Origin of the sequence: Paraburkholderia sp. NPDC080076, assembly GCF_050281145.1 — a bacterium.
Lineage (GTDB): Bacteria > Pseudomonadota > Gammaproteobacteria > Burkholderiales > Burkholderiaceae > Paraburkholderia.
Genome location: NZ_JBNNWQ010000011.1, coordinates 170,863 through 195,368, shown reverse-complemented (window position 1 = coordinate 195,368; position 24,506 = coordinate 170,863). Strand labels below are relative to the sequence as shown.

General features: G+C 57.9%; 21 protein-coding genes. 5 read left to right on the top strand and 16 right to left on the bottom strand.

The genetic code is table 11. The annotated features are described in order from the left end of the window. Nucleotides 1-39: 39 nt before the first annotated feature. Nucleotides 40-1,068 (bottom strand): D-xylose ABC transporter substrate-binding protein, encoded by a 1,029-nt coding sequence (gene xylF, locus ACQKRQ_RS34065; RefSeq protein WP_132383882.1) that lies wholly within the window; start codon nt 1,066-1,068, stop codon nt 40-42. Between the two features lie 170 nt (nt 1,069-1,238). Continuing rightward, a complete protein-coding gene (xylA, locus tag ACQKRQ_RS34060; protein WP_427481833.1) occupies nt 1,239-2,561 on the bottom strand; it encodes a xylose isomerase in 1,323 nt (440 codons plus the stop codon). 271 nt (nt 2,562-2,832) lie between these two features. Here xylA and ACQKRQ_RS34055 point away from each other — a divergent pair, with 271 nt between their 5' ends. The 3 genes from ACQKRQ_RS34055 (at nt 2,833) to ACQKRQ_RS34045 (ending at nt 5,642) form a co-directional block, all read left to right on the top strand. Then, a complete protein-coding gene (locus tag ACQKRQ_RS34055; protein ID WP_427481976.1) occupies nt 2,833-4,050 on the top strand; it encodes a XylR family transcriptional regulator in 1,218 nt (405 codons plus the stop codon). A gap of 33 nt (nt 4,051-4,083) precedes the next feature. Next, the gene (locus tag ACQKRQ_RS34050; protein WP_427481832.1) at nt 4,084-5,169 is read left to right on the top strand and encodes an aldose epimerase family protein; all 1,086 of its coding nucleotides are present in this window, start codon (nt 4,084-4,086) and stop codon (nt 5,167-5,169) included. Nucleotides 5,170-5,339: 170 nt separating this feature from the next. Continuing rightward, complete coding sequence (locus ACQKRQ_RS34045; RefSeq protein WP_132383876.1) at nt 5,340-5,642, top strand: DUF4148 domain-containing protein; 303 nt, start codon at nt 5,340-5,342, stop codon at nt 5,640-5,642. Nucleotides 5,643-6,202: 560 nt separating this feature from the next. On the opposite strand, the gene ACQKRQ_RS34040 is transcribed toward ACQKRQ_RS34045, so the two are convergent. Further along, nucleotides 6,203-6,946, bottom strand: coding sequence for a DUF4239 domain-containing protein (locus ACQKRQ_RS34040; protein WP_427481829.1), 744 nt, complete (start codon nt 6,944-6,946; stop codon nt 6,203-6,205). A gap of 743 nt (nt 6,947-7,689) precedes the next feature. Between ACQKRQ_RS34040 and ACQKRQ_RS34035 the strand changes: the two genes are divergently transcribed. Beyond that, nucleotides 7,690-9,369: an ABC-F family ATP-binding cassette domain-containing protein gene (locus ACQKRQ_RS34035; protein WP_427481827.1), complete on the top strand. Its 1,680-nt coding sequence runs from the start codon at nt 7,690-7,692 to the stop codon at nt 9,367-9,369. 517 nt (nt 9,370-9,886) lie between these two features. Here the strand turns inward: ACQKRQ_RS34035 and ACQKRQ_RS34030 are convergent. The 6 genes from ACQKRQ_RS34030 to ACQKRQ_RS34005 all read right to left on the bottom strand — a co-directional run bounded on the left by ACQKRQ_RS34030 (nt 9,887) and on the right by ACQKRQ_RS34005 (nt 17,517). Beyond that, on the bottom strand, nt 9,887-10,462 hold the full coding sequence (locus ACQKRQ_RS34030; RefSeq protein ID WP_427481826.1) for a hypothetical protein: 576 nt from the start codon (nt 10,460-10,462) through the stop codon (nt 9,887-9,889). Beyond that, the gene (locus tag ACQKRQ_RS34025; protein ID WP_427481825.1) at nt 10,459-11,202 is read right to left on the bottom strand and encodes a tetratricopeptide repeat protein; all 744 of its coding nucleotides are present in this window, start codon (nt 11,200-11,202) and stop codon (nt 10,459-10,461) included. The genes ACQKRQ_RS34030 and ACQKRQ_RS34025 overlap by 4 nt, the downstream gene beginning before the upstream one ends. A gap of 32 nt (nt 11,203-11,234) precedes the next feature. After that, nucleotides 11,235-14,240: a tubulin-like doman-containing protein gene (locus ACQKRQ_RS34020; protein ID WP_427481824.1), complete on the bottom strand. Its 3,006-nt coding sequence runs from the start codon at nt 14,238-14,240 to the stop codon at nt 11,235-11,237. Between the two features lie 64 nt (nt 14,241-14,304). After that, nucleotides 14,305-15,291, bottom strand: a complete 987-nt coding sequence (locus ACQKRQ_RS34015; protein ID WP_427481822.1) for a DUF4384 domain-containing protein — start codon at nt 15,289-15,291, stop codon at nt 14,305-14,307. Nucleotides 15,292-15,334: 43 nt separating this feature from the next. Further along, complete coding sequence (locus tag ACQKRQ_RS34010; protein ID WP_427481820.1) at nt 15,335-16,660, bottom strand: caspase family protein; 1,326 nt, start codon at nt 16,658-16,660, stop codon at nt 15,335-15,337. Nucleotides 16,661-16,776: 116 nt separating this feature from the next. Then, nucleotides 16,777-17,517 carry a hypothetical protein gene (locus ACQKRQ_RS34005; RefSeq protein ID WP_427481818.1) on the bottom strand — a complete coding sequence of 247 codons (741 nt, stop codon included), beginning with the start codon at nt 17,515-17,517 and terminating at the stop codon, nt 16,777-16,779. Nucleotides 17,518-18,085: 568 nt separating this feature from the next. On the opposite strand from ACQKRQ_RS34005, the gene ACQKRQ_RS34000 reads away from it, so the two are divergent. Further along, on the top strand, nt 18,086-18,298 hold the full coding sequence (locus ACQKRQ_RS34000; protein WP_427481817.1) for a hypothetical protein: 213 nt from the start codon (nt 18,086-18,088) through the stop codon (nt 18,296-18,298). A gap of 337 nt (nt 18,299-18,635) precedes the next feature. On the opposite strand, the gene ACQKRQ_RS33995 is transcribed toward ACQKRQ_RS34000, so the two are convergent. From ACQKRQ_RS33995 to ACQKRQ_RS33965, 7 genes are all read right to left on the bottom strand, one after another. Next, nucleotides 18,636-20,210 (bottom strand): hypothetical protein, encoded by a 1,575-nt coding sequence (locus ACQKRQ_RS33995; protein ID WP_427481815.1) that lies wholly within the window; start codon nt 20,208-20,210, stop codon nt 18,636-18,638. A gap of 4 nt (nt 20,211-20,214) precedes the next feature. Continuing rightward, nucleotides 20,215-20,643 (bottom strand): sugar 3,4-ketoisomerase, encoded by a 429-nt coding sequence (locus tag ACQKRQ_RS33990; protein WP_132384001.1) that lies wholly within the window; start codon nt 20,641-20,643, stop codon nt 20,215-20,217. Between the two features lie 13 nt (nt 20,644-20,656). After that, nucleotides 20,657-21,010 carry a GtrA family protein gene (locus tag ACQKRQ_RS33985; RefSeq protein WP_427481974.1) on the bottom strand — a complete coding sequence of 118 codons (354 nt, stop codon included), beginning with the start codon at nt 21,008-21,010 and terminating at the stop codon, nt 20,657-20,659. A gap of 2 nt (nt 21,011-21,012) precedes the next feature. Continuing rightward, on the bottom strand, nt 21,013-21,942 hold the full coding sequence (locus tag ACQKRQ_RS33980; RefSeq protein WP_427481813.1) for a glycosyltransferase family 2 protein: 930 nt from the start codon (nt 21,940-21,942) through the stop codon (nt 21,013-21,015). Nucleotides 21,943-21,946: 4 nt separating this feature from the next. Then, nucleotides 21,947-22,621 carry a GNAT family N-acetyltransferase gene (locus ACQKRQ_RS33975; protein ID WP_427481812.1) on the bottom strand — a complete coding sequence of 225 codons (675 nt, stop codon included), beginning with the start codon at nt 22,619-22,621 and terminating at the stop codon, nt 21,947-21,949. Nucleotides 22,622-22,893: 272 nt separating this feature from the next. After that, nucleotides 22,894-23,814: a hypothetical protein gene (locus tag ACQKRQ_RS33970; protein WP_427481810.1), complete on the bottom strand. Its 921-nt coding sequence runs from the start codon at nt 23,812-23,814 to the stop codon at nt 22,894-22,896. 2 nt (nt 23,815-23,816) lie between these two features. Continuing rightward, nucleotides 23,817-24,497 carry an acetyltransferase gene (locus tag ACQKRQ_RS33965; RefSeq protein ID WP_132383859.1) on the bottom strand — a complete coding sequence of 227 codons (681 nt, stop codon included), beginning with the start codon at nt 24,495-24,497 and terminating at the stop codon, nt 23,817-23,819. Between the last annotated feature and the right edge of the window lie 9 nt (nt 24,498-24,506).

Here is a 24,506-nt window from a genome sequence, read left to right as displayed (position 1 = left end):
GCATGACACGCATCGAGGTCCGCCGCGCACACGTTACGCTCATTGGCTCGCGAGCTGGGCCTGAGTATAGAAGCCGTCCTTGACGACTACATCGACATTGCTCTTGGTGAGCAACGTGGGTTGCAGGAGCACCGTGTCGACTTTCTTCTTGCCGTTGTCGTATTGCGAGTTATACGCGGGCTTCTCGCCCTTCGCCAACGCCACGGAGAGCTTGGCCGCTTCGCCGGCAATCAGTTTCAACGGTTTGTAGACGGTCATGGTTTGCGTGCCGGCAATCACACGCTTCACGGCCGCGAGGTCCGCGTCCTGCCCCGACACTGGCACCTTGCCCGCCATGTGTTGCGCGGCGAGCGCCTGGATCGCGCCACCCGCGGTCCCGTCGTTCGATGCGACGATCGCGTCGATCTTGTTGTTGTTCGCCGTCAGCGCATCTTCGACAATACGCAGCGCCGTGGAAGCGCTCCATTCCGGCACCCACTGCTGACCGACCACTTTGATGTCGCCCTTATCCATGGCGGGCTTCAGTATCTTGAGCTGGCCTTCGCGGAGCATCTTGGCGTTGTTGTCGGTGGGCGCGCCGCCGAGCAGGAAGTAGTTGCCCTTCGGCTGCGCGTTGTAGACGCCTTGCGCCTGCAATTCGCCGACCTTTTCGTTATCGAACGAGATGTATGCGTCTACATCGGCATCGAGAATCAGACGGTCATATGAAACGACCTTGATGCCCGCTTTCTTCGCTTCGGCGACCACATTCCCGAGCGTCTTCGAATTGAACGGCACGATCACGATGACATCCACGCCGCGCGAGATCAGGTTTTCGATCTGCGAGATCTGCCGCTCTTCGCTCGCATCGGCGGATTGCACCGACACTTTCGCGCCGAGTTTTTCCGCTGCGGCGACGAAATAGTCGCGATCGCGCGACCACCGCTCGACGCGCAGATCGTCGATACAGAAGCCAATTTCCGGATGATCCTTGCTTGCATGCGCGAGCGGCGCGGCAAGCGACAGGCTGGCGAGCACCGCTCCACACACGAGCGAACTCAATACGGTACGACGCGTTGCGAATTTCATCTCTGTCTCCTTCTTCTGATAGCCGGAATACCGGATTGGACGGTTTGCGCTGCGAGCCGCAGACCGGACAAGCGACAACCCAAAGCTTCCTATTTCGCGCGGTCGGCGTGGCCGCGCGATTTTTTTAGTGGTGTGACTACTTTCTGATGCGTTGCTTCTTGAGACGCGGATCAACGTCCGCTGTAAATCGCCTGATTCACGATGTTTTCCATCAACTCCTGATGGCCGCTCGCGTGCTGCGGGTTCAGACCGCGCGCCAGTGCATCCGCCGCCAGTGTGGAGAGCGAATAGTCGCCGGAAAGAATCTTGCAGCCGAATTCCGCTTCCCAGCCCGCGTAACGTTGACGTTTGAATTGTTCGAGACGGTCGTTTTCGATCAGCACCGCCGCGCGCTCGACGGCGAGCGCGAGGTTGTCGATCGCCCCGATGTGGCCGTAGAACAGATCTTCCGGATCGACACTTTGGCGCCGCACTTTCGAATCGAAGTTCATGCCGCCGGTTGTAAAGCCGCCGTGTTTGAGGATTTCGTAGAAGGCGAGCGTCAGTTCTTCCACACTATTTGGGAATTGATCCGTATCCCAGCCGTTTTGCGGATCGCCGCGATTCGCATCGACGCTGCCGAAAATACCCAGCGCGTAAGCCGTGGCGATCTCGTGATGGAACGAGTGGCCCGCGAGCGTCGCATGATTGGCCTCGATGTTCACGCGAATCTCTTTGTCGAGCCCGTGTTGCAGCAAAAAGCCATGCACGGTCGCGACGTCGTAATCGTATTGATGCTTGGTCGGTTCCTGCGGTTTCGGTTCGATCAGCAGCGAGCCTTTGAAGCCGATCTTGTGCGCATGGTCGACGACCATATGCAGAAAGCGGGCGAGTTGATCGCGTTCACGCACGAGGTCGGTATTGAGCAAGGTGTCGTAACCTTCGCGTCCGCCCCACAGTACATAGTTATCGCCGCCGAGCCGTTGCGTCGCATCGAGCGCGTGGCGCACCTGGGTTGCCGCAAACGCGAACACTTCCGGATCGGGACTGGTCGCGGCACCGGCCGCATAACGGGGATGCGAGAACAGATTGGCCGTGCCCCACAGCAGCTTGATGCCTGTGCTCTCCTGCTTGCGCGCCAGATAGTCGGTGATGCGCAAGAAGTTTTCGCTGTACTCCTTCAGGCTCGACCCTTCGGGCGAGACGTCGGTATCGTGGAACGTGTAGTACGGCGTGCCGAGCTTCGAGAAGAACTCGAATGCGGAATCCGCCTTTTGCTGCGCCCGCTCCATCGCGTCGCCGGGTTGCTGCCAAGGACGCCGGAACGTTCCCTGCCCAAAAATATCCACGCCCGGCCAGACGAACGTGTGCCAGTAGCACACGGCAATGCGCAGATGTTCTTCGAGTGTCTTGCCGAGCACCTTCTTGCTTTTATCGTAGTGGCGGTACGCAAGCGGGTTATCCGATTGAGAGCCTTCGTAGCGGATCTCGGGAATGTGTTCGAAGTAAGACATCAGCGTCTCCAGTTTATGGTGCACCGCAACCCGTGCGACGTCGCCGCGCCGGTTGACAAGGTGACGCCATGCTGCCGCTTGCACGATGCATCGGCAATTGCGAAATTGCGCAGCGTGCTTGATGTTTCTTACCGCCCTCGTTTTTGTTTCGCACCGGCGCGCGATTCGAGGCCTAGAATAACCAGACGCTTAAAACCGATGCCGTTCAAATTAAGCATCCAACAGGAGACAAAGGCGTGACGGGTCATTGACCCGCACACCGCTCACCGCCATGACCCGTCCGCAAACACCACAGACGACCCATCGGATCGCGCTGCTGTTCAACGCGAACAAGGTCTACGACCGCGAGATCATCACCGGCATCGGCAACTACCTGCTGTCCACGCGCGTGGCGTGGGATCTGTTTCTCGAAGAGGATTTTCGCTGCCGGCTGACGGGCATCGAACGCTTCGACGGCGACGGCATCATCGCGGATTTCGACGATCCGGCTGTGGGCGAAGCGCTGCGCGATTGTCCGTTGCCGGTGGTCGCCGTGGGATCGTCGTTCGAAGATCCGGCGCACTATCCTCCGGATTTACCCTATATCGCCACCGACAACAGCAAGCTTGTTTCGCTCGCTTATACGCATCTGATCGGCGCGGGCCTCGAGCACTTCGCGCTATATAGCCTGCCGCAAGCGCAGGAGAACCGCTGGGCCCAACAGCGCGAACTCGCGTTCGCTCATTTGCGCCGCGCGGACGGACATAGCGCGGAGCAGATCGACAGCGAGATGTATCGCGGCCTCTCGACCAGCGCGCCGTCATGGAACCAGGCGACCGAACAGCTCACTGCGTGGCTGCGGGATTTGCCGAAGCCGGTTGGTGTAATCGCAGTGACCGATGCGCGTGCGCGGCATCTGCTTCAGGCGTGTTTGATCGCCGGCATTCCTGTGCCCGAAGAAGTCGCGATCATCGGCATCGACAATGATCCGTTGACGCGCACGTTGACGCGTATTCCGCTCTCTTCAGTGATTCAGGGTACTGAGGAAATGGGCCGCACCGCTGCTCATCTTTTGCATCAGATGCTGCATGGCGCGCGGTTTCCGGGGCGGCGCATTCTGGTACCGCCGGTCGGCATCAACGTGCTCGAATCGACGAAGCACCAACCGCTGGCGAGTCCGTATGTGATGCGGGCGCGGCACTTCATTCGACAGTACGCGTGTCAAGGCATTCGCACCGAACAGGTTGCCGACTATGTGGGCGTGTCGCGCTCATCGCTCGAAGAGTACTTTCGGCGCGAACGGCAGTGCACCGTGCATCAGGAAATCCTGCGCCATAAACTCGATGTCGCAAAAGCACTGCTGGCGAAGCGCGATGCGTCGAGTGCGGAAGTGGCGATCCGTTGCGGCTTCACGTCGCTGCAATACATGTACGCGGTGTTTCGCCGTGAACTCGGCTGTACGCCGCGCGAATACCAGGAGCAGGCGAATTCGACGTCCGCGCCAGGCTGAGCATGCCTATTCTCTTTTCTTCTCACTGACGACATGATCAGCATCGCACAACTTTCTTCCGAGCCGTGGGGCACATTGCGCGGCGGCGATTCCGTCCGACTCTTCACGCTGCGCAACGCGCACGGTATGAAAGTCGCCATTAGCGATCTGGGCGCGACGCTGGTCTCGTGGCATGCACCGGATCGCGCCGGCGTGCTCGGCGATATCCTGCTCGGCCACGACACGCCGGCTGAATACGTAGCGGCCACCACTTACATGGGCGGCCTGATAGGCCGCTGGGCGAACCGCATTGCCGATGCGCGTTTCACGCTCGACGGCATCGAGTACACGCTCGACCGCAACGAAGGCGCGAACCTGCTGCATGGCGGCACGGTGGGGTTTCATCGCGCGCTGTGGGACGTGAGCGAGGACAACGGTGCGTTGCTCATGCGACTGGAGTCGCCCGAAGGCGATGCCGGTTTTCCTGGCAACGTGACCACGCAAGTGCGCTACTCGCTCGACGACGACGGCACGCTGACCATCGCCTATGAAGCGATCACCGACGCCGCGACGCCGCTCAATCTGACGAGCCATCCGTACTTCAACCTCACGGGCCGGCCGGGTGCCGACATTCGCGGCCACGTGTTGTCGATCGATGCGGACCGCTTCTTTGAGGTCGACGCCGCTATGATTCCGTCCAAGCTGGCAGAAGTGGCAGGCAATGCCTTCGATTTTCGGCAGAGCGCGCCGATCGGCGCGCGGCTCGACTGGCCGCACGCGCAGTTGGCGACGGCCGGTGGCTTCGATCACTGCTACGTGCTGCGCGATGCCCCCGACGCCGGCACGAACGGTGCCACCCCGCCGATACGTCGGGTCGCCTGCGCCTACGATCCCGCCAGTGGACGCGAATTGACCGTCTCGACCGATCAACGCGGCTTACAGTTTTACAGCGGCAACTGGTTAAAGGGCGACTCAGGACGCGGCGGCATTGCGTATCAAGCGCACGCCGGTTTGTGCCTCGAAGCGGGGGGCTTTCCAAACCAGGTCAATATGGCTGAGCAGGACGAGGTGATCGTGCGAGCCGGCAGCACGTATCGGCAGGTGACCGCGTATCGAGTCGATGTTCGCCAAGGCGTGTAGCGCGATTCTTCATATATTACGGACCACATTACATCAGGCCGACTTATTGTTTGTAGCAACACTGAATTACCGTATCAGTGGTTTCCCCTAGACGACTACCTTCCTAGAATCCGTGGATGGTGCCAAAGATTGCTGCGGCGCCCCATAAAATATTCTCGGAGGGAAGCATCATGAAATCGCTCGTCAAAGCCGTGGCGCTAGTTGCAGTGTTCGCAGCGCCGGTGGCATCGTTCGCGCAATCCGAGCAACCGCTCACGCGCGCCGAAGTCAAGGCGCAATTGAAGCAGATCGAACAGGCCGGCTATAACCCCGCGGTCGCAACCGACTCCACCTACCCCGCTGACATTCAGGCGGCCGAAGCTCGCGTCGCCGCACAGAACAATGCAGCGACGGGATATGGTCCATCCACCGCTGGCTCGTCGGAAACCGGCTCTGACGTTCCTGCCGGCAATCCGAATCTGCAAGGTCAGTAGTACGCACTCTGTTTTGGGCAATTCGATGCGAGCGCATGGTTCAGGCATGCGCTCGTATTCGTGCTTCGAATGCCTGGCCATGACAGCGCAATGTCAGAAAGTCCTTTGACGAAAATAGTGGCTCGGCTGTTCTCGGGCGGCAGTTCGATGGTTCTCAGCATGCATTCATGTGCATCGCGAGAACTTCTACTCAACGTTGCTTCGGGTTCTTATCCCGCTGCATGCGCAAAATATGCTGACACCGAACGTTGTTGCCCGCGCGCTTGACGGCGTGCGCCGACGATTGATCTCGCCCTGGGATACAACAATGCGAATACAAATCCATTGCTCCTTCGGCTTTTATCGTGCCGACGAGTTGGTCGCAAACGTTCAAGACCAGAGCATCATCCGATACGCCGTCCAGGTAATGGGCGCGCGCTCGTTGCCCCCGCATGTTGTGCGGTAAGAGCCGTCGTCAACCATGCTCGCCTCGAGATCGAATGGCCGCTTTGCCGGACTGCGCCGCCGTCTGAATGTCAGAGTGGCACAAAACACGAGTGACCCTTCCTGGCCGACAACGCTCAGCGATCCTCAGGTATCACCTGCAACAGCGGCTCGGGCGTCAGCGCGATTTCTCCTGTAAAGGGCCGATCGTGGGAGAGGATGAGCAAAACGGTTGTAGCGAGTGCCGCCGAAAACAGACCGATTGCCACGGCGGATGTCAGCCGGTTGTCGCAATGAACGAACGCGATGGCGAACAGCAGGCACACCGCCAGAAAGGCCAAGCATAACCACTTGATACCATTCACTTCGCTGCGACTGATCAGGATACGCTCGCGACGCACTTCGAGAGCATGCTGCAGGGACGCCGCGACCTCGCGCTGCGCCGTCTGCTGTCCGGGCGTAACGACTGGTAAGGATAGCGTGAACTTCAGTGCGTTGTTCAGCGTGGGAGGACTAATGTTAAGTGTAACGGCTCCCTTCGCCACCAGCGGCCATTCAGTCGTCGCGGTGTACTGGATGTAGTCTCGGACCATCCTTCGCAGTTCGGTCTGGGCTTCATTTGGCAAAACGGCAGACATGACAACGACCGATCGCAACGCACTCGCTTCAGTGGCGACCGCGATATTGGCGCGCGCCGTATCGTTCCAGACCTGCGAGGCCGTGAAGACGATAAATAAGCCGAATATGATACCGAGTGGAGAAAGCAGACCGGGAGAAATTGCCTTGAATGATCGCCCATATCGACCGGCAGCAAGCCATCCGGTGACGACATGGATGGTCGCGCCCGCGAGAAATATCGCACCGAAAGTGACCAGTGCCATCAACCATAACGGCAGCTCGTGTACCCATGTACTCATGATTGTGGTTGCGCAATGCGCGGTCTGAACGGGATATTCCTGGTGGGTCGGGGAGTCCAAACCCCTCAACCAGACCACGAAGCTCCATCGGTAGTCTGTGCGCTCGACCACGTTGCGTCGTGATGGCCGAATTGCCGCTCCGGTCACGCTCTGGTTGTCTTTTATTCTGCCGCTGGTAGATTGCCGCCGATTTGCTTATGGCCGTCGAAGGGCTGCTTCTGGCTGATAGTACTCGCACGACATCAGGCGAGATAGCGGCCGGTTACGGCGCGCTAGATCTCGGACTGCTCTGAGATCTCGAGTGCATCGTCGACCTCTATGCCAAGGTATCGCACGGTACTTTTCAGCTTGGAATAACCAACACCTGACTACCGTGCATGACATCGCGCACACAGAAATTGACGAGATCACAGCCGCGCAGCTTGCTATCATTGCGACGTCGAACAGCGCCAGATCGCGAACCGAATGGGCCAAGGCTCCCGAGTTTGCCTGGTTGCACGTCGGATGCGTGCTACAAGCCAGGAGCCGTCACGCACCGTTTGTTCGCTGGCCCAGCAGCCGGAACACCCGGCGCGCCAGTGCCCGCCTCGCTTTGCGGCCGGTGGGCGCCGCAAAGAGCAAGCGGCTCTTCACTCGTGCGGCCAGAAAAGAGACAGCCCTGTGCGTCCGGTGGGCTATCATGCCTATCCTCTCCGAAGTAGCCCCTTATGATTTCCGTCCGTAATGTCACGCTGCGCCGTGGCGTCAATGTCGTACTCGACGGCGCGTCCGTCACCTTCACCCCTGGCGAAAAGATTGGCCTTGTCGGCCGCAATGGCGCCGGCAAGTCATCCTTCTTCGGCCTTCTCAACGGCACGCTGCACGAAGACGGCGGCGAGTTCTCGATTCCCGCCGCATGGAAGATGGGCCAGGTCGCGCAGGAGATGCCGGAGACCGAGCAGAGCGCGACCGACTTCGTAATCGAGGGTGACACCGTACTGCTGGCCGCGCAGGCCGAAGTAGCCGCCGCTGAGGCCAGCGACGACGGCATGCGCATGGCGCACGCCTACATGGCCCTGCACGACGCCGGTGCACATGATGCCCCCGCACGTGCCCAGGCGCTGATCCTTGGCCTTGGCTTCAGTGCCGCGCAGCTTAGCCAGCCGGTCAACAGTTTCTCCGGCGGCTGGCGCATGCGACTGCAGCTGGCGCGCGCGCTCATGTGCCCGTCCGACTTGCTGTTGCTCGACGAGCCGACCAATCACCTCGACCTCGACGCGCTGGTCTGGCTGGAAGCGTGGCTCAAGCGCTATCCAGGAACCTTGGTAGTGATCAGCCACGATCGCGAATTCCTCGACGCGGTGACGCAGGTGACGGTGCACGTCGACAACGCCAAGCTGGTGCGTTATGGCGGCAACTACAGCAAGTTCGAAGACATGCGCGCTGAGCAACTGGTGTTGCAGCAGGCCGCGATGGCCAGGCAGGTGGACAAGATCGCCCACCTGCAGAAATTCATCGACCGTTTCAAGGCCAAGGCCTCGAAGGCGAAGCAGGCGCAGAGCCGGGTCAAGGCGCTCGAACGCATGGAGAAGATCGCACCGGTGCTTGCCGACGCGGAGTTCAACTTCGAGTTCAAGGAGCCGCTCAACGTCCCGAACCCGCTGCTGTCGATGCTGGACGCGAGCTTTGGCTACGCGGCGCCGACCGGCGCACCGCCGGGCACGCCGCCGACGGTCATCGTGCGGGGCATCAACCGATCCGTGCTGGCCGGGCAGCGCATCGGCATTCTCGGTGCCAACGGCCAGGGCAAGTCCACTCTGGTGAAAACGGTGGCGCACGAACTGGCGCCGATTGCCGGCGAAATCAGCGAGGGCAAAGGCCTGAACATCGGCTACTTTGCACAGCAGGAGCTCGACGTGCTGCGTCCCCTCGATACGCCGATGGAACACATGATCCGCCTTGCCAAGGACACACCGGCGCACATGCGTGCCCCCGGCCAGAGTGGCACCGAACAATCGCTTCGCACTTTCCTCGGCACCTTCAACTTCAGTGGGGACATGGTCCATCAGGCGGTGAGCACGATGAGCGGCGGCGAAAAGGCGCGGCTCGTGCTGTGCATGATCGTGTGGCAGCGCCCCAACCTGCTGCTGCTCGACGAGCCTACCAACCACCTCGACCTGGCCACACGCGAAGCGCTAGGCATGGCACTCAACGAATTCGAAGGCACGGTGATGCTGGTCAGTCACGACCGGTCCCTGCTGCGCGCGGTATGCGACGAGTTCTGGCTCGTTACCAAGGGTGGCGTCGAGCCCTTCGACGGCGATCTGGACGATTACCAGCAGTTCCTGCGCGACGAAGCCCGTCGCACGCGCGAGCAGGCTGCCGGGGAGCAGAAGATCATCGCCTGAGTTTTAACAATCCCATGGCAGTTCCAGTTTGGAAGCTGCCATAGTCCTCGCATCGAGTCGAAGGACCGCTTAAGGTCGGGCGTGTGAGCTCATTGATGCAGGATGATGCAACCGGGTTGCTCGATGCCTCGATCGTCGGCAATCGGCCACATTGCTGACGTAGAACCCAGCCCGTCCCAATGATGGCTTCCGCCCCGATAACTTGTTCCTCGAATCAAGCGTCGACAACAGGCTCATGATCTGTGCGACTCCAGCCCCTGCGTCACCACCTTCATAGCCGTTACGTCCTCTACGCCAGCTTGTCGAAACGTGCCACTCCTATTTCAGCGATACCGAGCAACCAAAGCACGGTAACGTACATCATCCCTCAAGCCGCTCAACTCCGGGGCGCTGTCGAGAAAAGCAAAGCCTCGATAACCTGACTTGAACGCATCGCTAAGCCGACTAATGGCGGCATCGTAGTCCCCGTCGTGTGCTGCGGCGAACGCGAGCCTGGCCTGCGCGACCCCGCCTCCAGTCACGACTTTCCCATGCCCACAGAAGCCGAAACAGTCGGCTCAACGCGATAACGCTGAGCAGCGGATATAACTTCAGGAGGTTCGGCGTTCACGTTCTTCGGTTCACTCCTTCTTACTTCCACGTCTGCCGACTGCTTACTCAACACCGGAGCTTGCGTCGCGGAGCCGAGCCCATTTGCCGAAGTCTCTGCAGCGTTAGTCGGTAACGCGGATGCGTGAACGTCCTCGACGACGCGACGATAGTATACGGGCCCAACGAGAGGTATCTTCAGATACATCCGGTCAGGGCCATCGAAGTAAAACGTAAATCCGACCCCATACGACAAATCGATCGTCACAGCATCCTTCTTTCCCTCAATACCTTTGATCGGAAGGCTTGCCCCCGTGTCGGGACTGACGATCTGCGTGTTCGACACTACGATATCAAGGCCAACCGGCAACTGCACGCTATCGAAAGCAACGCGTTCAGCATGCCAGTGGCCGATGATCGACGGCCCAACGGATTTCGAACATCCGCAGACAATCGCTAACGCCGCGCACAGCGCGGCGGCTCGCCGATAACTAGAGATGTTCACGTCGTCGTACGATACTTTTTGATCAACGCCGTGAAGCGCGGGTCGTTCCGGATAGCGTCGAGATCAGGGTCCTTCTGCATCTCGTCGAAGTACGAGAACCCGTTCAGAAAACTGGCTTCCAGTTCCTTGAACGCGTCGTCTGTACGGCCCTGCTTCAGCCTCAGCACCGCCATGTTGTAGTAGACCAGCGACTGCTTCGGATCGCGAGCCGCGGCATCGCTCAGTTCTTTCTCGGCATCATCGAGCTTTCCCTGAGACATCTGTGCAATGGCGACCTTGACCATCTCCTTGGCAGCCACCTGGTTGCTGGCCGACTCGGCGCCCGACGCGTCTCCGTTCGAGAGCTTTGCATCACTATCTTTGCGTTGGGCAGTGATATCCGCATCGGACGGGGAGATTCCAACGGATGCCGACGGTGGCGGTGTGCTCGCAGGCGCTGCCGCGGCCACGACAGCCGAAGCCGGAGCAGCCTGAGCTGACACAACTGCATCGCGGCTTTCGGAGTGCGACTTTTTGTAATACAAGCCACCGCTGACAGCGCCGATAATCACGACGACCGCCGCGCCAACACCAGCGGCGACCAATTTCTTATTGGGTCCCGTTTTCGTTCCTGCAATCTCCGACACCAGCAGAGTCGAACATTCCGGGCACTTCAAGTCTTCACCGGGCAAACGAACAAACACTTCACGTGCATTCGCTCGGTCGCAGTCGCCGACGGTCGGACATTTATAGTTTGGCATGGTTAAACCTACGATTCAGTTAATGCAGACGGTTACTCAGCGACTGCAGGCAGGCCAATGATTTCCCGCACCGGCTTCTGCATCGCGCTAATTGCCAGATATTCGGGGTCCTGGTCGTCCTCGCCCGCTTCGTTGAAGCGCGCAGTCGCGAACTCGACGTACTCATCGAAGAGCTTCTGCTTGTCATCCTTATGTTTCAACTCAGCGTCGACCTTTCGGCTTACCTCGCGCTCGATCATGCCCTGCAACTCAGCAGAGTGATCCTCGTCGATAACCGACTGCCAGGTAGAACCACGCAGGACCTTGGACGCGGGAAGTCCATTGGCCTTATAGATGAAAGCCCACTCCTGCTCGCCCGTCGTCTTGTTCTGACGCTCCTTGATCAGGTTCATCAGACGCGCAACCAGCAGGACCGGTTTGCGTTTCGCTTGCGCGCTGACTTCAGCCGCAGACCTCGCATAAAGCGGAGGAAGCTTCTTTCCGTCGCCCTGGCTGTGCAGAAGATGGGACTCGTTGAAGTCCGCGAGCAAGCCGTCGTAGTGTCGCTTCATCATCGCCAACGGTTCGATGAACCGTACCGGCATCAACGAGGCGATTTTGAGTATCACAATCTCGTTCGACAGCTTTCCGGGTGCCACAACAGTATCGGACGCCGGATCTTTCTGTTCCTCGAACAGCTTCGTCAACGCCGCGTGGAAGTCTTTCTGGCTCTCGCACTCCGGCAGGAACACCGCAACCGTGTTCGATGTGCCGCGAGTCCCACCCGCATTGTTGGCGACCGACCGGTCAACCTCCGTCTTGTTGTACTGGATCATCGTCCCCGACTTCTCGTACAACTCTGACACGAACGCTTTCAAGGCATTCGGGTTGGCATCGTATTGCTTCTGGAGTCGCTCAACGATATTGACCTGCAACACGGGCGTCAGATTCTTGGAAATTTCTGCGTGCGCCATCTCCACGATGGTTGCCGATGTCTGCGAAATCGTTGAAATGATCGCACCAAGAGAAATTCCGCGGACCAGCCTGTCAAACGAATCCACCTCAGTTCCCGCAAGGTCGATCACCGACTGCCGGACCTTCTGCGTACGTGTGACCTGACTCTGCTCGTCAACGATCACAGCCTTCATGATGCTGGCGATGGCGCCACGGTCAAAAATCCGCTGCTGATAGGTGGAATCCGCTCCCGCCAGCCTTGCCGCCTGCTCTTCGTGCACCTTTTCGGTTGCCGCGGCGAGGGTCTGATGCATGCCGTCGATGTGACCGCGCAGCGTCGTCAGTTCGTCCTTGATGAAGGGAATCAGGCTTACAGCGAACTTCTGACCTTCGTGGAGCGTGCGGAGCGTGTAAAGGTCCTGGTGTCTTGCAGCAATATCGGCGAACAACGCACCACGTTTATCCGTCAAGTGTTGACCAAAGAACCCCACCTTGTTGAACTGCGTCAGCAGTTCTTCAACGTTTTGCTGGACGACTGCCAGAGCTGCAGGCGCTTTCGTGATTTCTTCAGCGAGCACCGAGAGACGCTCATCGAGCAATGCAATGATCGCGTCAGTAAACTGACGCAACTGCATCAACGAATGCGTACCAATCTTCCACCGTGCGAAGAGGTCCTTCTCGACCTGCCGCGCGATGTGGCGGGCCATCTCGAGGCGAGCGTTACCCTTGATCTCATAGAACTTGCGCACGCCGCCGAGCTTTCGGTACGTCTCGTCGAATACCTTGGCCAGCCGGGTATTCAATGCAGCGGCCCAGGTCGTCTGTTCAAGCGTCGGATCGTTGCGCACTTCGGGAGCCACGACGCTTACCACCTGCTTCCAGAATTCCTTTGCAGGTTTCCATCCGGCGTTCTTCGCATCGTCTTCGAGAATGCCAACCTCGAGCGTCAGGTGCTGGTCGCTGAGTAGCATGCTCTGCAAGGCATCGGGCTTCCTTGCCTCGCTGTTCCAGTCCTTCTGAACCGGTTCGTTTGCGTAACCCTCACCCTGACGGAAGTTATTGAACATCAACTGACGAGTTGCCTGTTCGGCGAAACCGTACGCCAGATACTCCTTGATCTCCTGCTCCGGAACAACGATCCGCTCGACGCCGAACGACAGGAATAGCTTGGCACGCGCTTTTCCGTCTTCCTCACTTTCGAAGTTCTTGATGTCGTTCTCGCCCTTTTCGGCGCGCCCGAGACCTTCCCATTCCTTATTCAAGGTCTTCTGGAAAATGAACTCGCCAACGATACGAGGAAGCTCGCTATCGACATCGAACTGGATGTTGTTCTGATTGAGATTGCTTACCAGATAGCAGCCGTTGAAATAGACGTCATGCGCCATCGGCGATCCGTCGAGCAGATTCGCCGGATGATATTTGCCCACAGCCATTGCATTCAACTCGGCCAAGGCCGCGTATCCGTTCGCGTAGTACGGCGATACGCCAGCCACATCACGCACACGTCGCGAATCCTTCTCGGGTAGCAGTGCGTATACGAGAATCCGATGCTGCTCGGGATTGGGATACTTGTTGCGGAGGAGAGCGATTGCGTCTACCACCGAACCACTTCCCGTTCCGCCTGCAAGGCCGCAGACTACGTGGATGATCGCACCAGCACGTCCGGGACCTTGTTGCAACACGCGCATCCGGTCTTCAACGGCCTTCACGAAGTGCGGTGCATTCTGTGCAAAGACAACACGGCCGAGCTTGCGTCGTTGCGCCGCGCCAGCGGTTGTAGCCTGCAATACGTCGAAAATGCCACGCGGCTCGATCCAGTCTCGCAGTCCCGGAAACGACGCAGGATCATCAAGGACAGCACGAACGCTGCTCGCCGTGTTGATGATGTATTGGCTGCGTGCGAGGTCGATCTCCTTGCCCAAGACCTTCCACTCGTCGTGCTTGTCGATTTCGTCGCTTGACGTATCGACATACAGGTATTCAAACTGCGCGGCCGACGGGCTGTTCCCCTGCGCGTCCTTGTTTCGCTCGATCGTCTTGCGCAGATGGCGGATAATTTTGCCGCCCGATCCGCCCAGGCCGATAATCAGATGGTTATGTTCCATGTCTTTCGTCTCTCAGTATCTCAATGCAATTCGCAGAGGCATATTCCTCGAGCAAATCCGGGTGTTACTGGTGCGCGAGGTTGATTTTCAGAAACAGCGCCGAATCAGTCTTGGTGGTGTTCTTCACAACATATGAAGCGACCTGCTGGCCGGGTGCCGGAGACTGGTCATCGCTAAAGACGATTCCCTTCGATGCATAGGCGGACGAATCTGCCTGCGCGACTTTCGGAGCGCAGCCGGCAGGCGAGTCGGGAGCGAAATTGATACCCTTCGAGGCAAAATCCGACGACACACTGGCCAACTGCATCGGAGCTGCATCCGAAGCGGCAGGCGCGGCCAATGCTGTGAGCGATGTATCCGTAGTAGCCGGTGAGTCCGACGTGGACGCAGCCGTTACTACCGGAGCAGCGGGACAAGATCCGGAATCTGCCGTTTTCAGCATTGGGCTCGTCACCAGGTCGGGGGCCACTGTCCGCACGCGACGCGTGACGTCGTCGTGCGCGCGCTCAGGCGACAGATACACCATCAGCTTTTCCATCCCTGGCTTGTCGTCAAACTGGAACGCGCCTTTCGCAGGGAAGAAGACCACTCCCATGGCATCCACGAAGTTATCCTGGGAAGGTTGCGGATAGATTTGCGTAATCGTGCCGTCCGGCGCTTCGTTAAGGATATATACGTACGAAGGACGGTTCACCTTCACGCCGAGCTGAAATTTTTCGCCGCTGTGAAAAACGCGACGGGTCAAGACATCATGCGTCGTCCCATCCTGATCTTTCAGCCTGACGAAGTAGCTGGCGCCCAGTTGCGAAGACGGGCGTTTCTTCTTTTGCGCCACCTTCATGACCGCCGTTGCCGGGGTCGTCGCTGCGGTCGAGGAAGCGTTAGCCGAGGCGACTGCTGTGTCAAGCGTGCTCTCACCAGCCTTCGCCGTGCTGACCGCTACGACTGAGTCGTTCGCTGAGAAGAAAAGAGACTTGGCGGTGTAGGCTTCCTCTGCAAACGCATGCGTGGCCATCGCAGCGACGGTCAGTGCGATCAACGGATATCGCATGTTTTCTCTCCTGTATCTTGAATTTTTAAACCGGTGTCGCCTGTCAGTTGACGGCGTTCTGGTCATCCGGGATTGTTGAGAACTGGCGAGGATTCTGGCTCTCCGTGCCCTTCGATGCCTCGAGTGCCTTGCGAGACGTAAAGTCCTGCGCTTGACGGAAGGCGGGCCCCAAATTGCCGCCATCCGTTTTGAGGTAGGCAAACAGTGACTGGGTGAAGAAAGAACCGTTGAGAGGCTGCCCGCCGACCGGATTGGCGAACGTGTGACCCGCTGACGGCCCCCAAGAGCGTTGGTTTGGGCTCGTTGCAGTAATAATGGTGTAGCCGTTACGATTTCTGTCGATAACGGTTCGTACCGGTTTGCTTTGGCTGCCACCAGCATGTTCGCCGGAGTCACCAGCAAACTGAATTCCTTTGGAAGTGAAAGCCGATGTCGTCCACGATGCGAGTGAAATGCCCGCTTTCTCAGCCGTTCCCCCGTTTGTCTTGACGATGTACTCCGTGCTCTCGTCTTTGACATCGTCGAGCATGTCGCCGCTGTAGCAAGTGTCAATAACGACACGCGTTATATGGCTTGGTCGACGCGCCACGTTCTGTACCAGCGTATCGGGCACTGAATGGCTTTGCACATAGAGTTTGATTTCCGTCGCGTCCCCCATCGCCATCGTCTTTTGATTGACTGAATCGTATGCAATGATGGACATCTTGCGCTGGTCTGCACCTCCCGGAGTCGGCACGGGCTCGGTCCCGTGACTGGAGATGTAGATGAAAACGTCATCGTTCGGCCCCACCGTGCGGTCGAGCGTGTTGAGCGCATTCTCTATGTTCGCCTTTGTCGCATGCTCGTCTAGCAGTGTCGTGACGTTGTAGCCTGCGCGTTTAAGGTAATCCTGAACGACGATGGCATCGTCTCGCCCCTGAATCTCCGGGATGTAGGGATCGGCAAAACGATTCAGGCCAATGACGATCGCTCGCTTGACGGGCACTTGCGAACGCACTCCACCGTCGCGCGCATACGCTTCGAGCGCCTTTCCGGCCGCGGCTTCCCAGCGCTTCTGCTTGATGTTCTGCGGGTAAAAAGGCGATGTCGACTTCATGCCAACGATCGACTGCACGATCGTGAATGCCGTGTCGACGTCGTCCTCGTTCTGGTAGCTTCCGACAAGCTGGATTCTGCCCGTGCTGTCCCGCACGACCGAGGCCTGGTTAAGACCGTGCGCGTGGAACTTGTCCTTGATGCGGTCAACCAGACTCTGCGGAACGCTATACGAGTGATAGGTGTTCTGATAGCCTGGCAAACTGCTTGCCGCGCATGCGGATAGCAAAGCAGCCCCCACTACGATCATGGTGCGCTGGACGTACATTTTCATCGGTTAGGAACGATTGGTTGACCTGCAGGGTGCTGTGGTCGGAATGAAGACAGAGTTGGCACTGGCGGCCCGTACACTCTTGCCCGGTGCCCAAAGGACCTCCGGGCTCCATGCCATTATTGTGAGACCTGGAATTTTTCGGACACCACCGAGGCCGGCTTGTTATCGGCGGCAACACTGAATTCGACGCGATAGAGACTACCGGGCTTCGCATCGTGGGGAATGGGGATGCGGACAGTGTCCATCACCTCACCGGGTTCGAAGGTGTGGTCTTCGGCGGTAGGGTGGCCAGGGAACAGAACTAGGGTTTCCTTGCCGTCGTCACCAATCACGTACAGCTTGCGGTCAATCGCGACCGACCGCTCTGCGCCGTCCGGGGTCATCAGTGCAAAAGTGCTGTTGACGACAGCTTGTCCATCCGCCTTCACCGGCCCGTCAATCGTGACCGAGTTGGCATGCACAACGACGCCCTGATTAGCTTTGTACTTGAGGTCTTTCTTGACCTTCTCGAACGACTTGGTGTGCTGAATACTGGATTCAGGAACCCAGGAAGGATTCTTCTTGTAGCACGTATCAATCGCCGTGTAGTACGCAGTGGCGAATCCGGCCATGCCGCCGACCGCGGCGCCGATGACAGCGCCCTTCGCTGCGTCGTTCTTCTTGTTCGACACAAGCATCGCTGCGAAGCCGGTCAATGCTCCGATGCCTGCTCCCTTTGCCGTCGCGAGGAGCTGTTCTTTTCGAACGCATGAGTTGAGGTCGTCGGTCGCCGATTCCTGAGCATTCGCCCCGATAGACAGGATCAGCAGGCCCGTTGATACAGCAGCAGCGACTGCCTTTTGCATGTTTTTGGTCATCTATCTGATTGTTCTAGTGTTTTATTGCAGCGACGTCACGATACTTCTCAATTTACCGCGTCATCGCTACGCCCGATTTTTTTACTGGCCGGCGCTTCCCTCTCAAGTAGCGCATCCAACCACTCTCTAATTTCGGCAAAGGGCGCAGGAACTTTAGCAATTCAGTCGCTTTTGTAGGCGTCGGCTTAAAATAATATTTTCTGGAGTTGCCCGGCCTGCTACTTGACAAATGCGAATCCACACACAGAAATAGCACGCAAACGTTTGGCGCAGTTTAGGGCGATACAGCGCATCAATTCTTGCGCCATGGCGAGCTTGCATCCGCTTCGATAGTAGCGCCGCGTGCTGACGCGAGCGGCAAGGTAGTCGCCCACGTCAGCGAGCCCCTGAGCGAAGGCCTGCAGGGCCTCTCCGGCGGCGGTAGTCTTTCTGTTGATGCGTCTCGACGTCGTGCTGATCGGTCGTAGTCATCCACTCGTATGGGTCTCACCACTGAGAGCCGACACGTTTCTGTTCGGGATATTCACGGGCGTCGGCACTTCAGTAGGCGCATTCAGTAGGCGTATCTATGGATTTGCAGGCGCGCAAGTCATTGCTTCCTGCTGCTGCCGCTTTGCTGACACTCTCGGCGCTCGTATGGATGGGGCCGCCCGGTATCTCGCGAGTCTGCGAGGTGATTGGTTATCCCGTCATGGCGTTCGCGTGCTGCCTGATTGTCTATGCGGTCTCGATGTCATCGAACTGCGGGCAGCGTTCGGCTGTCGCCCCACGCGGCACCTAGGAAAGATTTCGTACAGGATCTATGTGTTCATTTGTGCACTGACAGAGACCGCTAAAGTCCTGGATCAGTTCGAAGTGCACAACCGGTTCTCGAGATTCGCTGTCGCCGCCGTGGCCAACGTCTTACTAGCGGACGTTTCGTATAGGCTTCTCGAGCGTCCTTTCCTGCTCTTGAAGAACCGTTTCACATCGGTACAGAGCCGCTCCGCCTGAAGTCGCAGGATAGACACCCGCCTGCATACGCTGACTCAGGCAAACGGGCGTAATGGTTGGCATGGTGGGCGGCTTAGGCTGAAACACTAGCGTTCCCTTGCGTGGCCCTAGCACATTCATTCGTGTCAACGCTGGCGCAAAAACAACTCTGCGGTGGAGCTTCCGTAATCCCGTGCAGTGGACGCGTCCACTCTGCCAGCGGGCCGATACTGAGGGAGCTCCCGCATTGCTTGCGCGACGGCCGAGCTGCCAGGCAAGTCTCTCTGAGTCGCTACGACCACATCCGCAGGACAATTTTCGATGGCTCGTTTAACTGCTTTCTCGTCGAAGTGCAGCGTGACAGCCGTAACGGTCAGATTACTGACGCCGTAGCACGGTGGGCGAAGACCCGTGAGGGGATACAGAACCAGCATCGCAGCGCTGGAACTCAGAGTAGCGTAGGCGGGAGCAATGCGTCTGATCTGATCGGCCATGAGCAGATAATTGCTACGCTGAATCGACTCGTCGGCCCAATATTTGCCGTGCGTTTCCTTGAAAGCGGGGTAGGTGAGTCCCCAAAACAGGTTGCGTTGATAGTCAAGCTGCGGCCATACGAGCAGTAAGGAGACACCAATGCACAAACAGCTATAAATGAGCTTTTGCGCCCGGCCAGTGAATTGGCAAGTGCTCCAACCCAAGCTCGCGATACCGCACAGGCCGATCAGCGACCACGAGAAGTGATAAGGCAAACCCAGCTTCGCGAGCGGTTCAACGAAGGGGATTAAGGTAACAGCGGCCCAAAAAGCAAAAGGCTTAAGATATTCCGTCGTTCTGCCGCGAATCGACGCGATGACGAGGCATGCCGTTGCCGCGAAACTTATAACCAGCCCCGCGGCAGCTGCCTGCGCAGCGAGTTGCCCGCTCGACGTGAAGAGTTTCCATCGCATATCGCCGAACGCTACATAAACGGCGCCACTGTCAACGTAACCCGCTATAAAGCTGGATACGCCGCCGGTGCCTCGCAGGGCAATTGCCAGGATGAGTATGAGTGATCCAGCCGCCAGCCCGCCTGCAACGTAGTACGTCAACCCGCGAGTACCCCGCTCCGCGAAAATGGAAACCGCCCCTAACACGGCGAAGAGAAGTAGCGTTTCTCGCAAAAGTACGCCGAGCGCGACGAGTACGCCCATGGCAAAGAACCTTGACGGACTGGCTTGCTGTTCGGACAAGAACAGGATCACCGCATAGAGCAATGGGCACAGCGCTATGAAGAAGCTGTTCTTGAACCCATACTGGATGAAACTCGGGTGGTTCAGCAGCACAAAGAACAGCGCGGTGATGAGCGCGCTCGCTGTCAGGCTTCCACTCAAGCGTGCTGATATTCGTAGCATCAAGACAGCGGCTAGCGCGTCCGGAACGACATCAATCAGTCGTAAAGCAAAAATGGGATTGACCTTCAGCGAGTAGACGAAAGACGTCATTAACGGGTAGAGCATCAACATGCCGTCATTCGGAAGACGTAGGTCTTGCGATAGCCGGTCATGGATAATCAGCGCGTAGTACGCGTAGATGCCTTCGTCCGTGGATGGATAGCCACCGACTACCGCCAGCCGCAGCACAACAACGACGAGCACGACGAACAAAGCGGCGGCGATTAGCCCTATGCGGTGGCTGTGCGCGCCTGACGTTGGCTCTGATCTCAGTGTTACGCTGCGGTACATTCAGTCAATCCTGCTTTGACGCTAGATCTTTCATCAGGGCGAGATAGTCATCGTAGTCCCGGATATAGTCCGCTTCATTGTACATATCGGACGCAAGAATCAGCGCTACCGAACCAGGATCGAAATTGACCTCCGCTGCCCAAATCAACGGGGGAACGTGCAAGCCCTTCCACGGCCGATTCAAATGGATGCGCGTGCGGTTTTTGCCATCGTCGACCTCGACGTCGAAGCTCCCCGAGAGGCAGATGATTAACTGATTCAGCGTATGGTGCGCGTGTGCGCCCCGGCTTTCTTCAGTGGGAACGTCGTATAGGTAGAAAACACGTTGGATCGCGAATGGAACATGTTTATCGCTTTCAATAAACGTGAGATTACCTCGCGGATCGGTGATCTTCGGCAACTCGTAGAGCTTGCAGTCGGAAATGGCGGGCATAGTATTCACGGGCCTATTCACGGAAGATTGCGCGGGTGAGAATGAACATCGCAGGAATGGTCACACAAACGACGATGAGTGGCGCGACCTGCGCCGGAACGTGCAGTACATGTACGCATAGCCTCAATACGCCTAGTCCGATCGCATAGTTGATCAGATAAGCCACCGGATATGACGCTGCGGTCCGCACGCTCAGATCTTTTTTGAATACCCATTTAGCACTTAGTAGGTAACCCAGCGCGATACCAACCACGTACGTGACTGTGTAGGCCCATGTATAGGGAAGGAACTTCAGCAACAGCAGGTAAAGGAGGTAGGTGGCAAGCGTGTTGACAGCGCCCGAAACCAGGAATCGCTTGAACCTCATCTTCACCAGACCTGCTCGATGACCGTCTCCGGGCGCCGGTTCGTTTCTTCGAAGATCCGCCACAAGTACTCACCGATCAAGCCGAGCATGACAATCACGAGTCCCAGCATGAAAGAAATCAGAGAGACAATCGTTGCAAATCCGGGAACGGAAATGTTGTGAAGGAATGCGTTGATCACGACGATGAGCCCGTAAACGAAACTGCACACTGAGATCACAGCGCCGACGCCCGATATCACCCGGATTGGCGTGATTGAGAAACCCAGCATGATGTCGAGAAATGCTGAAAATTTCTTGGCAAACGTCCAACCGGACTTCCCGTGGCGACGCGCCGGACGATGATAGGTGATCACGCTCGGCTCGTAGCCCAGCCAATAAGCGAGGAGCGGCGTGAAAACTGATTTCGAACTGTTCAGAAGGTGGGGCAACAGCGCTTTGTCCATGAGCGCCATGTCGTACCCGCCGTAGGGGTAGTCGCGAATGACCAGCGCCCGCAGCAATTTATAGTGAATACGCGAGAAGAACTTAGACACGACCGGATCATCTCGGGTTACGCGCTCGCAAATAACAAATTTGGAACCAGCCAGCCATCGGTCGACCATCTCATTGATCAGCCCGGGCGGATCCTGCAGATCGGCGGCAACAATGATGAATGCGTCACCCGTCACGAAGCGGAAACCCGTCTTCGAACAGTGCACCGCTCCGAAGTTACGAGTTAGCTTGACGACGGTGGTGGCGGGCCGGGTGTTCTTGAATTCCAGCAACAGTTCGAGGGAATTATCCTTTGAGCCGTCATCGACGAAGATAAGCTCAAGCAGGATATCGCGGGCGAGCAGACCCTGTTCAAGCGCGACGAGCTGCGCAAATAGGTCGGGCAGGCTTCCGGCATTGAAATACACCGGAACGATCAAGGATATTTTTTTCTGACTCACAGTCTCAAATCGCCAATTCGTAATATTCGTGGGCTACACCGCCGCCGCCAAATTCGGACTTGAACCGGAACAGTCCGTCGTTCAGTACCTGGCCTGCAGATTCATTACTCGTGCCAAAGTCGAAATACCGTGCTCCACTAGCGCGGGCTTCTTCTATCGCGGCGCCAAACACCGCGTCGAGCGCGCTAACCTGATTGCCGCTCTCATTGGACGCGATGTATTGAGCGTGCCACACATTCCTCGAGCAGAACAAAAGGACGCCCGCGATCAATTTTTCATCCATAACCGCACATCGAAGCTGAATCTCGTCGGGAAAGCGCGAGGCCAGCAGAGCGATTTCGTCGACCGAATGAACCGGAACAGCCTCGTGGCGGCGCGCGAGCGTTTCGGTCAGAATCGCCCAGAATGCGGGCAGGTCGTCGATAGCCGCGCGCAGCGTGACGGTCTTGCACGCCTTGCGCCTCGCACGCTTTCGACGCTCGCTGACGGGCCGCTGGTGCTGTAGATCGATCGTGCAGGACAGATCGCATCGAACGCGCTGCGCATCATGACGGAAAAGCGCATACACGTCGTCTTGCGAGGGAACCCGCGCGTAGATAAACGGGACCACTTTGTAGACCAGTTTGCGGATACCACGGTTGCGATAGTGATCCTTCAACGCGCCGATCGCGTCGATCATTCGCTGACCGTGAAGCCATCCGGCGTGTGCAATGCCACCGTATGTTGCGCCCGGATGACTCACTACGATGTCCGGATCGCCGGCCGCCTTTGCCGCTGGAAACAGACCCACCAAACGCCCCTCGTTCATTAGCAGGACGGAAGCGTCTTCGAAGCGTGCACCGTGGTATGACAGAAAGCGTCGCGTGTGCAATAGCGTTGCATTGTCGCATTCGCGACACCAGTCGTCCCATGCTTGCGCGTGTTCAGCGCTGTAGTCGACGATATTGATGTTCACTTGATCAGTTCCGCGACACCGAAGCCCGTCCCGCCGAAGTCGTTGCCGTTGTAAAAGCAGAAAGTTTTGTCGCCGGCATTGACCACCGCTGAGTATTCAACCGTCTCGTTGTCCCAGCCGGACCCGGAAACGTCCAGTCCCAGCTGTTTGTCCAGCCGCGTCCAGTGCCGGCCATCGGGCGATTCTGCATAGCCCATCCGATAACCCAATGGCTGCTTCTTCCTGATGCTATAGAACATCTGGTAGCCGTCATGCTTCCTGACAACGTAGGGCCGACCAATCCCATGTTCGACATCGCGATTCAGTTCAAAGACGCGACTGCCCTCGTCGGGCCAAATGATCCCGTCCGCGGACTCCAGATAGTGGAGGTTGTAGACCGGCATGGCTTTTCCTTCCAGCGTCTCCCATTCGCTTCCTGCGATGTACCACATCCGGTAGACGCCGCCGTCAGCCATGACAAAGGGACCACATCGAAAATGCAGCTCATGTGGCGATCTTTCCAGAATCGGCGTAGCTCGAAGACGTTGGAACGTCTCGCCGCCATCGTGACTGATGGCAAGTCCAGTCAACAAGCGGTAGCGGATTTGATGACAAATCTCAAAGCCGACGTAGTACATCGCCAACGTGCCGTCCGGAAGCGCGAGCACGCATGTCTGGAATACACCATTGTCGTCAAAGGCACCCGGTACACCAACGTCGAGGACAGGGTCTGGCGATACACGGAGCACGCGCGTTGGATCGCCGGCATCAACGTCGACGAAGCCAATGCGGCCAATACCTTTTTCGTCACGCCCCTGCACGTAGATGCGCAACGTGCCGTCGTCAAGAAACAGCGGCGTCGGACACGACGCATGGGACCGCGCCCACCAAAGGTCACCGGTCGGGCACCAGACGACGCCCAGCTTTCTCCATTCCATTTTTAGTCCGCGCGTACTTTGAAGAAGCGGCGAGCGCTTACTCTTGCGGGTTCGCTTTTGACACCGCCGTAGAGCTTGTCAGGTTCCGTGTCACTCGAGATCGAAACGCCGGGTCCGATCCAATTGCTTTCGCCAATGTTGACGTTATTGCTGACCGTCGAGTTGACACCCATGAAGGTATGGCGCCCTATCGTACAAAACCCGGAAATCACGACTTGCGACGAGATGAAGCAGTGACTGTCCACCTTCGTATGATGCCCGATGTGATTGCCGCTCCAGAGCACGACATTGTCCTCAATACGGACAAACGGCTGCACGGTATTGTTCTCGAAGATAAAGCAATGTTCGCCGATCGACGCGTTTGGCCACACGAACGCTTTCGAACTGATGTAGCTTGCGGGCTTGTAGCCTTTCGCCTTGCACGTTTCATAAAGGCGCGCACGCAGCCGGTTCAGTTGCGAATAGACAATTGCCGCGTAGAAGTCGACCCGCTCGGGCGGATAAAGCTCTTCGAGCCGCTCCAGCGGCACCACCGGCAAATCGAACAGGCGGTCGCGCGTCATGAATTCCGATTCGACGGCGAAAGCGACCACGTTGTACGCCGAGTCGTGCGTGAAGTACTCGTACGCAACTTCGGCGAATGCACTGTCGCCAACGATAACCAGGTCTCGGGTCTTTTCCATTTGCGTCGC

Bases quoted from the DNA above. Each gene is read 5' to 3' on its own strand.
- ACQKRQ_RS33970 (WP_427481810.1), bottom strand. From the start codon at position 23,814: ATGGAATGGAGAAAGCTGGGCGTCGTCTGGTGCCCGACCGGTGACCTT.
- ACQKRQ_RS34050 (WP_427481832.1), top strand. From the start codon at position 4,084: ATGATCAGCATCGCACAACTTTCTTCCGAGCCGTGGGGCACATTGCGC.
- ACQKRQ_RS34035 (WP_427481827.1), top strand. From the start codon at position 7,690: ATGATTTCCGTCCGTAATGTCACGCTGCGCCGTGGCGTCAATGTCGTA.
- ACQKRQ_RS34000 (WP_427481817.1), top strand. From the start codon at position 18,086: ATGGATTTGCAGGCGCGCAAGTCATTGCTTCCTGCTGCTGCCGCTTTG.
- xylF (WP_132383882.1), bottom strand. From the start codon at position 1,068: ATGAAATTCGCAACGCGTCGTACCGTATTGAGTTCGCTCGTGTGTGGA.
- ACQKRQ_RS33990 (WP_132384001.1), bottom strand. From the start codon at position 20,643: ATGCCCGCCATTTCCGACTGCAAGCTCTACGAGTTGCCGAAGATCACC.
- ACQKRQ_RS33965 (WP_132383859.1), bottom strand. From the start codon at position 24,497: ATGGAAAAGACCCGAGACCTGGTTATCGTTGGCGACAGTGCATTCGCC.
- ACQKRQ_RS33995 (WP_427481815.1), bottom strand. From the start codon at position 20,210: ATGTACCGCAGCGTAACACTGAGATCAGAGCCAACGTCAGGCGCGCAC.
- ACQKRQ_RS34005 (WP_427481818.1), bottom strand. From the start codon at position 17,517: ATGACCAAAAACATGCAAAAGGCAGTCGCTGCTGCTGTATCAACGGGC.
- ACQKRQ_RS34045 (WP_132383876.1), top strand. From the start codon at position 5,340: ATGAAATCGCTCGTCAAAGCCGTGGCGCTAGTTGCAGTGTTCGCAGCG.
- ACQKRQ_RS34025 (WP_427481825.1), bottom strand. From the start codon at position 11,202: ATGCCAAACTATAAATGTCCGACCGTCGGCGACTGCGACCGAGCGAAT.
- ACQKRQ_RS34055 (WP_427481976.1), top strand. From the start codon at position 2,833: ATGACCCGTCCGCAAACACCACAGACGACCCATCGGATCGCGCTGCTG.
- ACQKRQ_RS34010 (WP_427481820.1), bottom strand. From the start codon at position 16,660: ATGAAAATGTACGTCCAGCGCACCATGATCGTAGTGGGGGCTGCTTTG.
- ACQKRQ_RS33985 (WP_427481974.1), bottom strand. From the start codon at position 21,010: ATGAGGTTCAAGCGATTCCTGGTTTCGGGCGCTGTCAACACGCTTGCC.
- ACQKRQ_RS34020 (WP_427481824.1), bottom strand. From the start codon at position 14,240: ATGGAACATAACCATCTGATTATCGGCCTGGGCGGATCGGGCGGCAAA.
- xylA (WP_427481833.1), bottom strand. From the start codon at position 2,561: ATGTCTTACTTCGAACACATTCCCGAGATCCGCTACGAAGGCTCTCAA.
- ACQKRQ_RS34040 (WP_427481829.1), bottom strand. From the start codon at position 6,946: ATGGCACTGGTCACTTTCGGTGCGATATTTCTCGCGGGCGCGACCATC.
- ACQKRQ_RS33975 (WP_427481812.1), bottom strand. From the start codon at position 22,621: ATGATCGACGCGATCGGCGCGTTGAAGGATCACTATCGCAACCGTGGT.
- ACQKRQ_RS34015 (WP_427481822.1), bottom strand. From the start codon at position 15,291: ATGCGATATCCGTTGATCGCACTGACCGTCGCTGCGATGGCCACGCAT.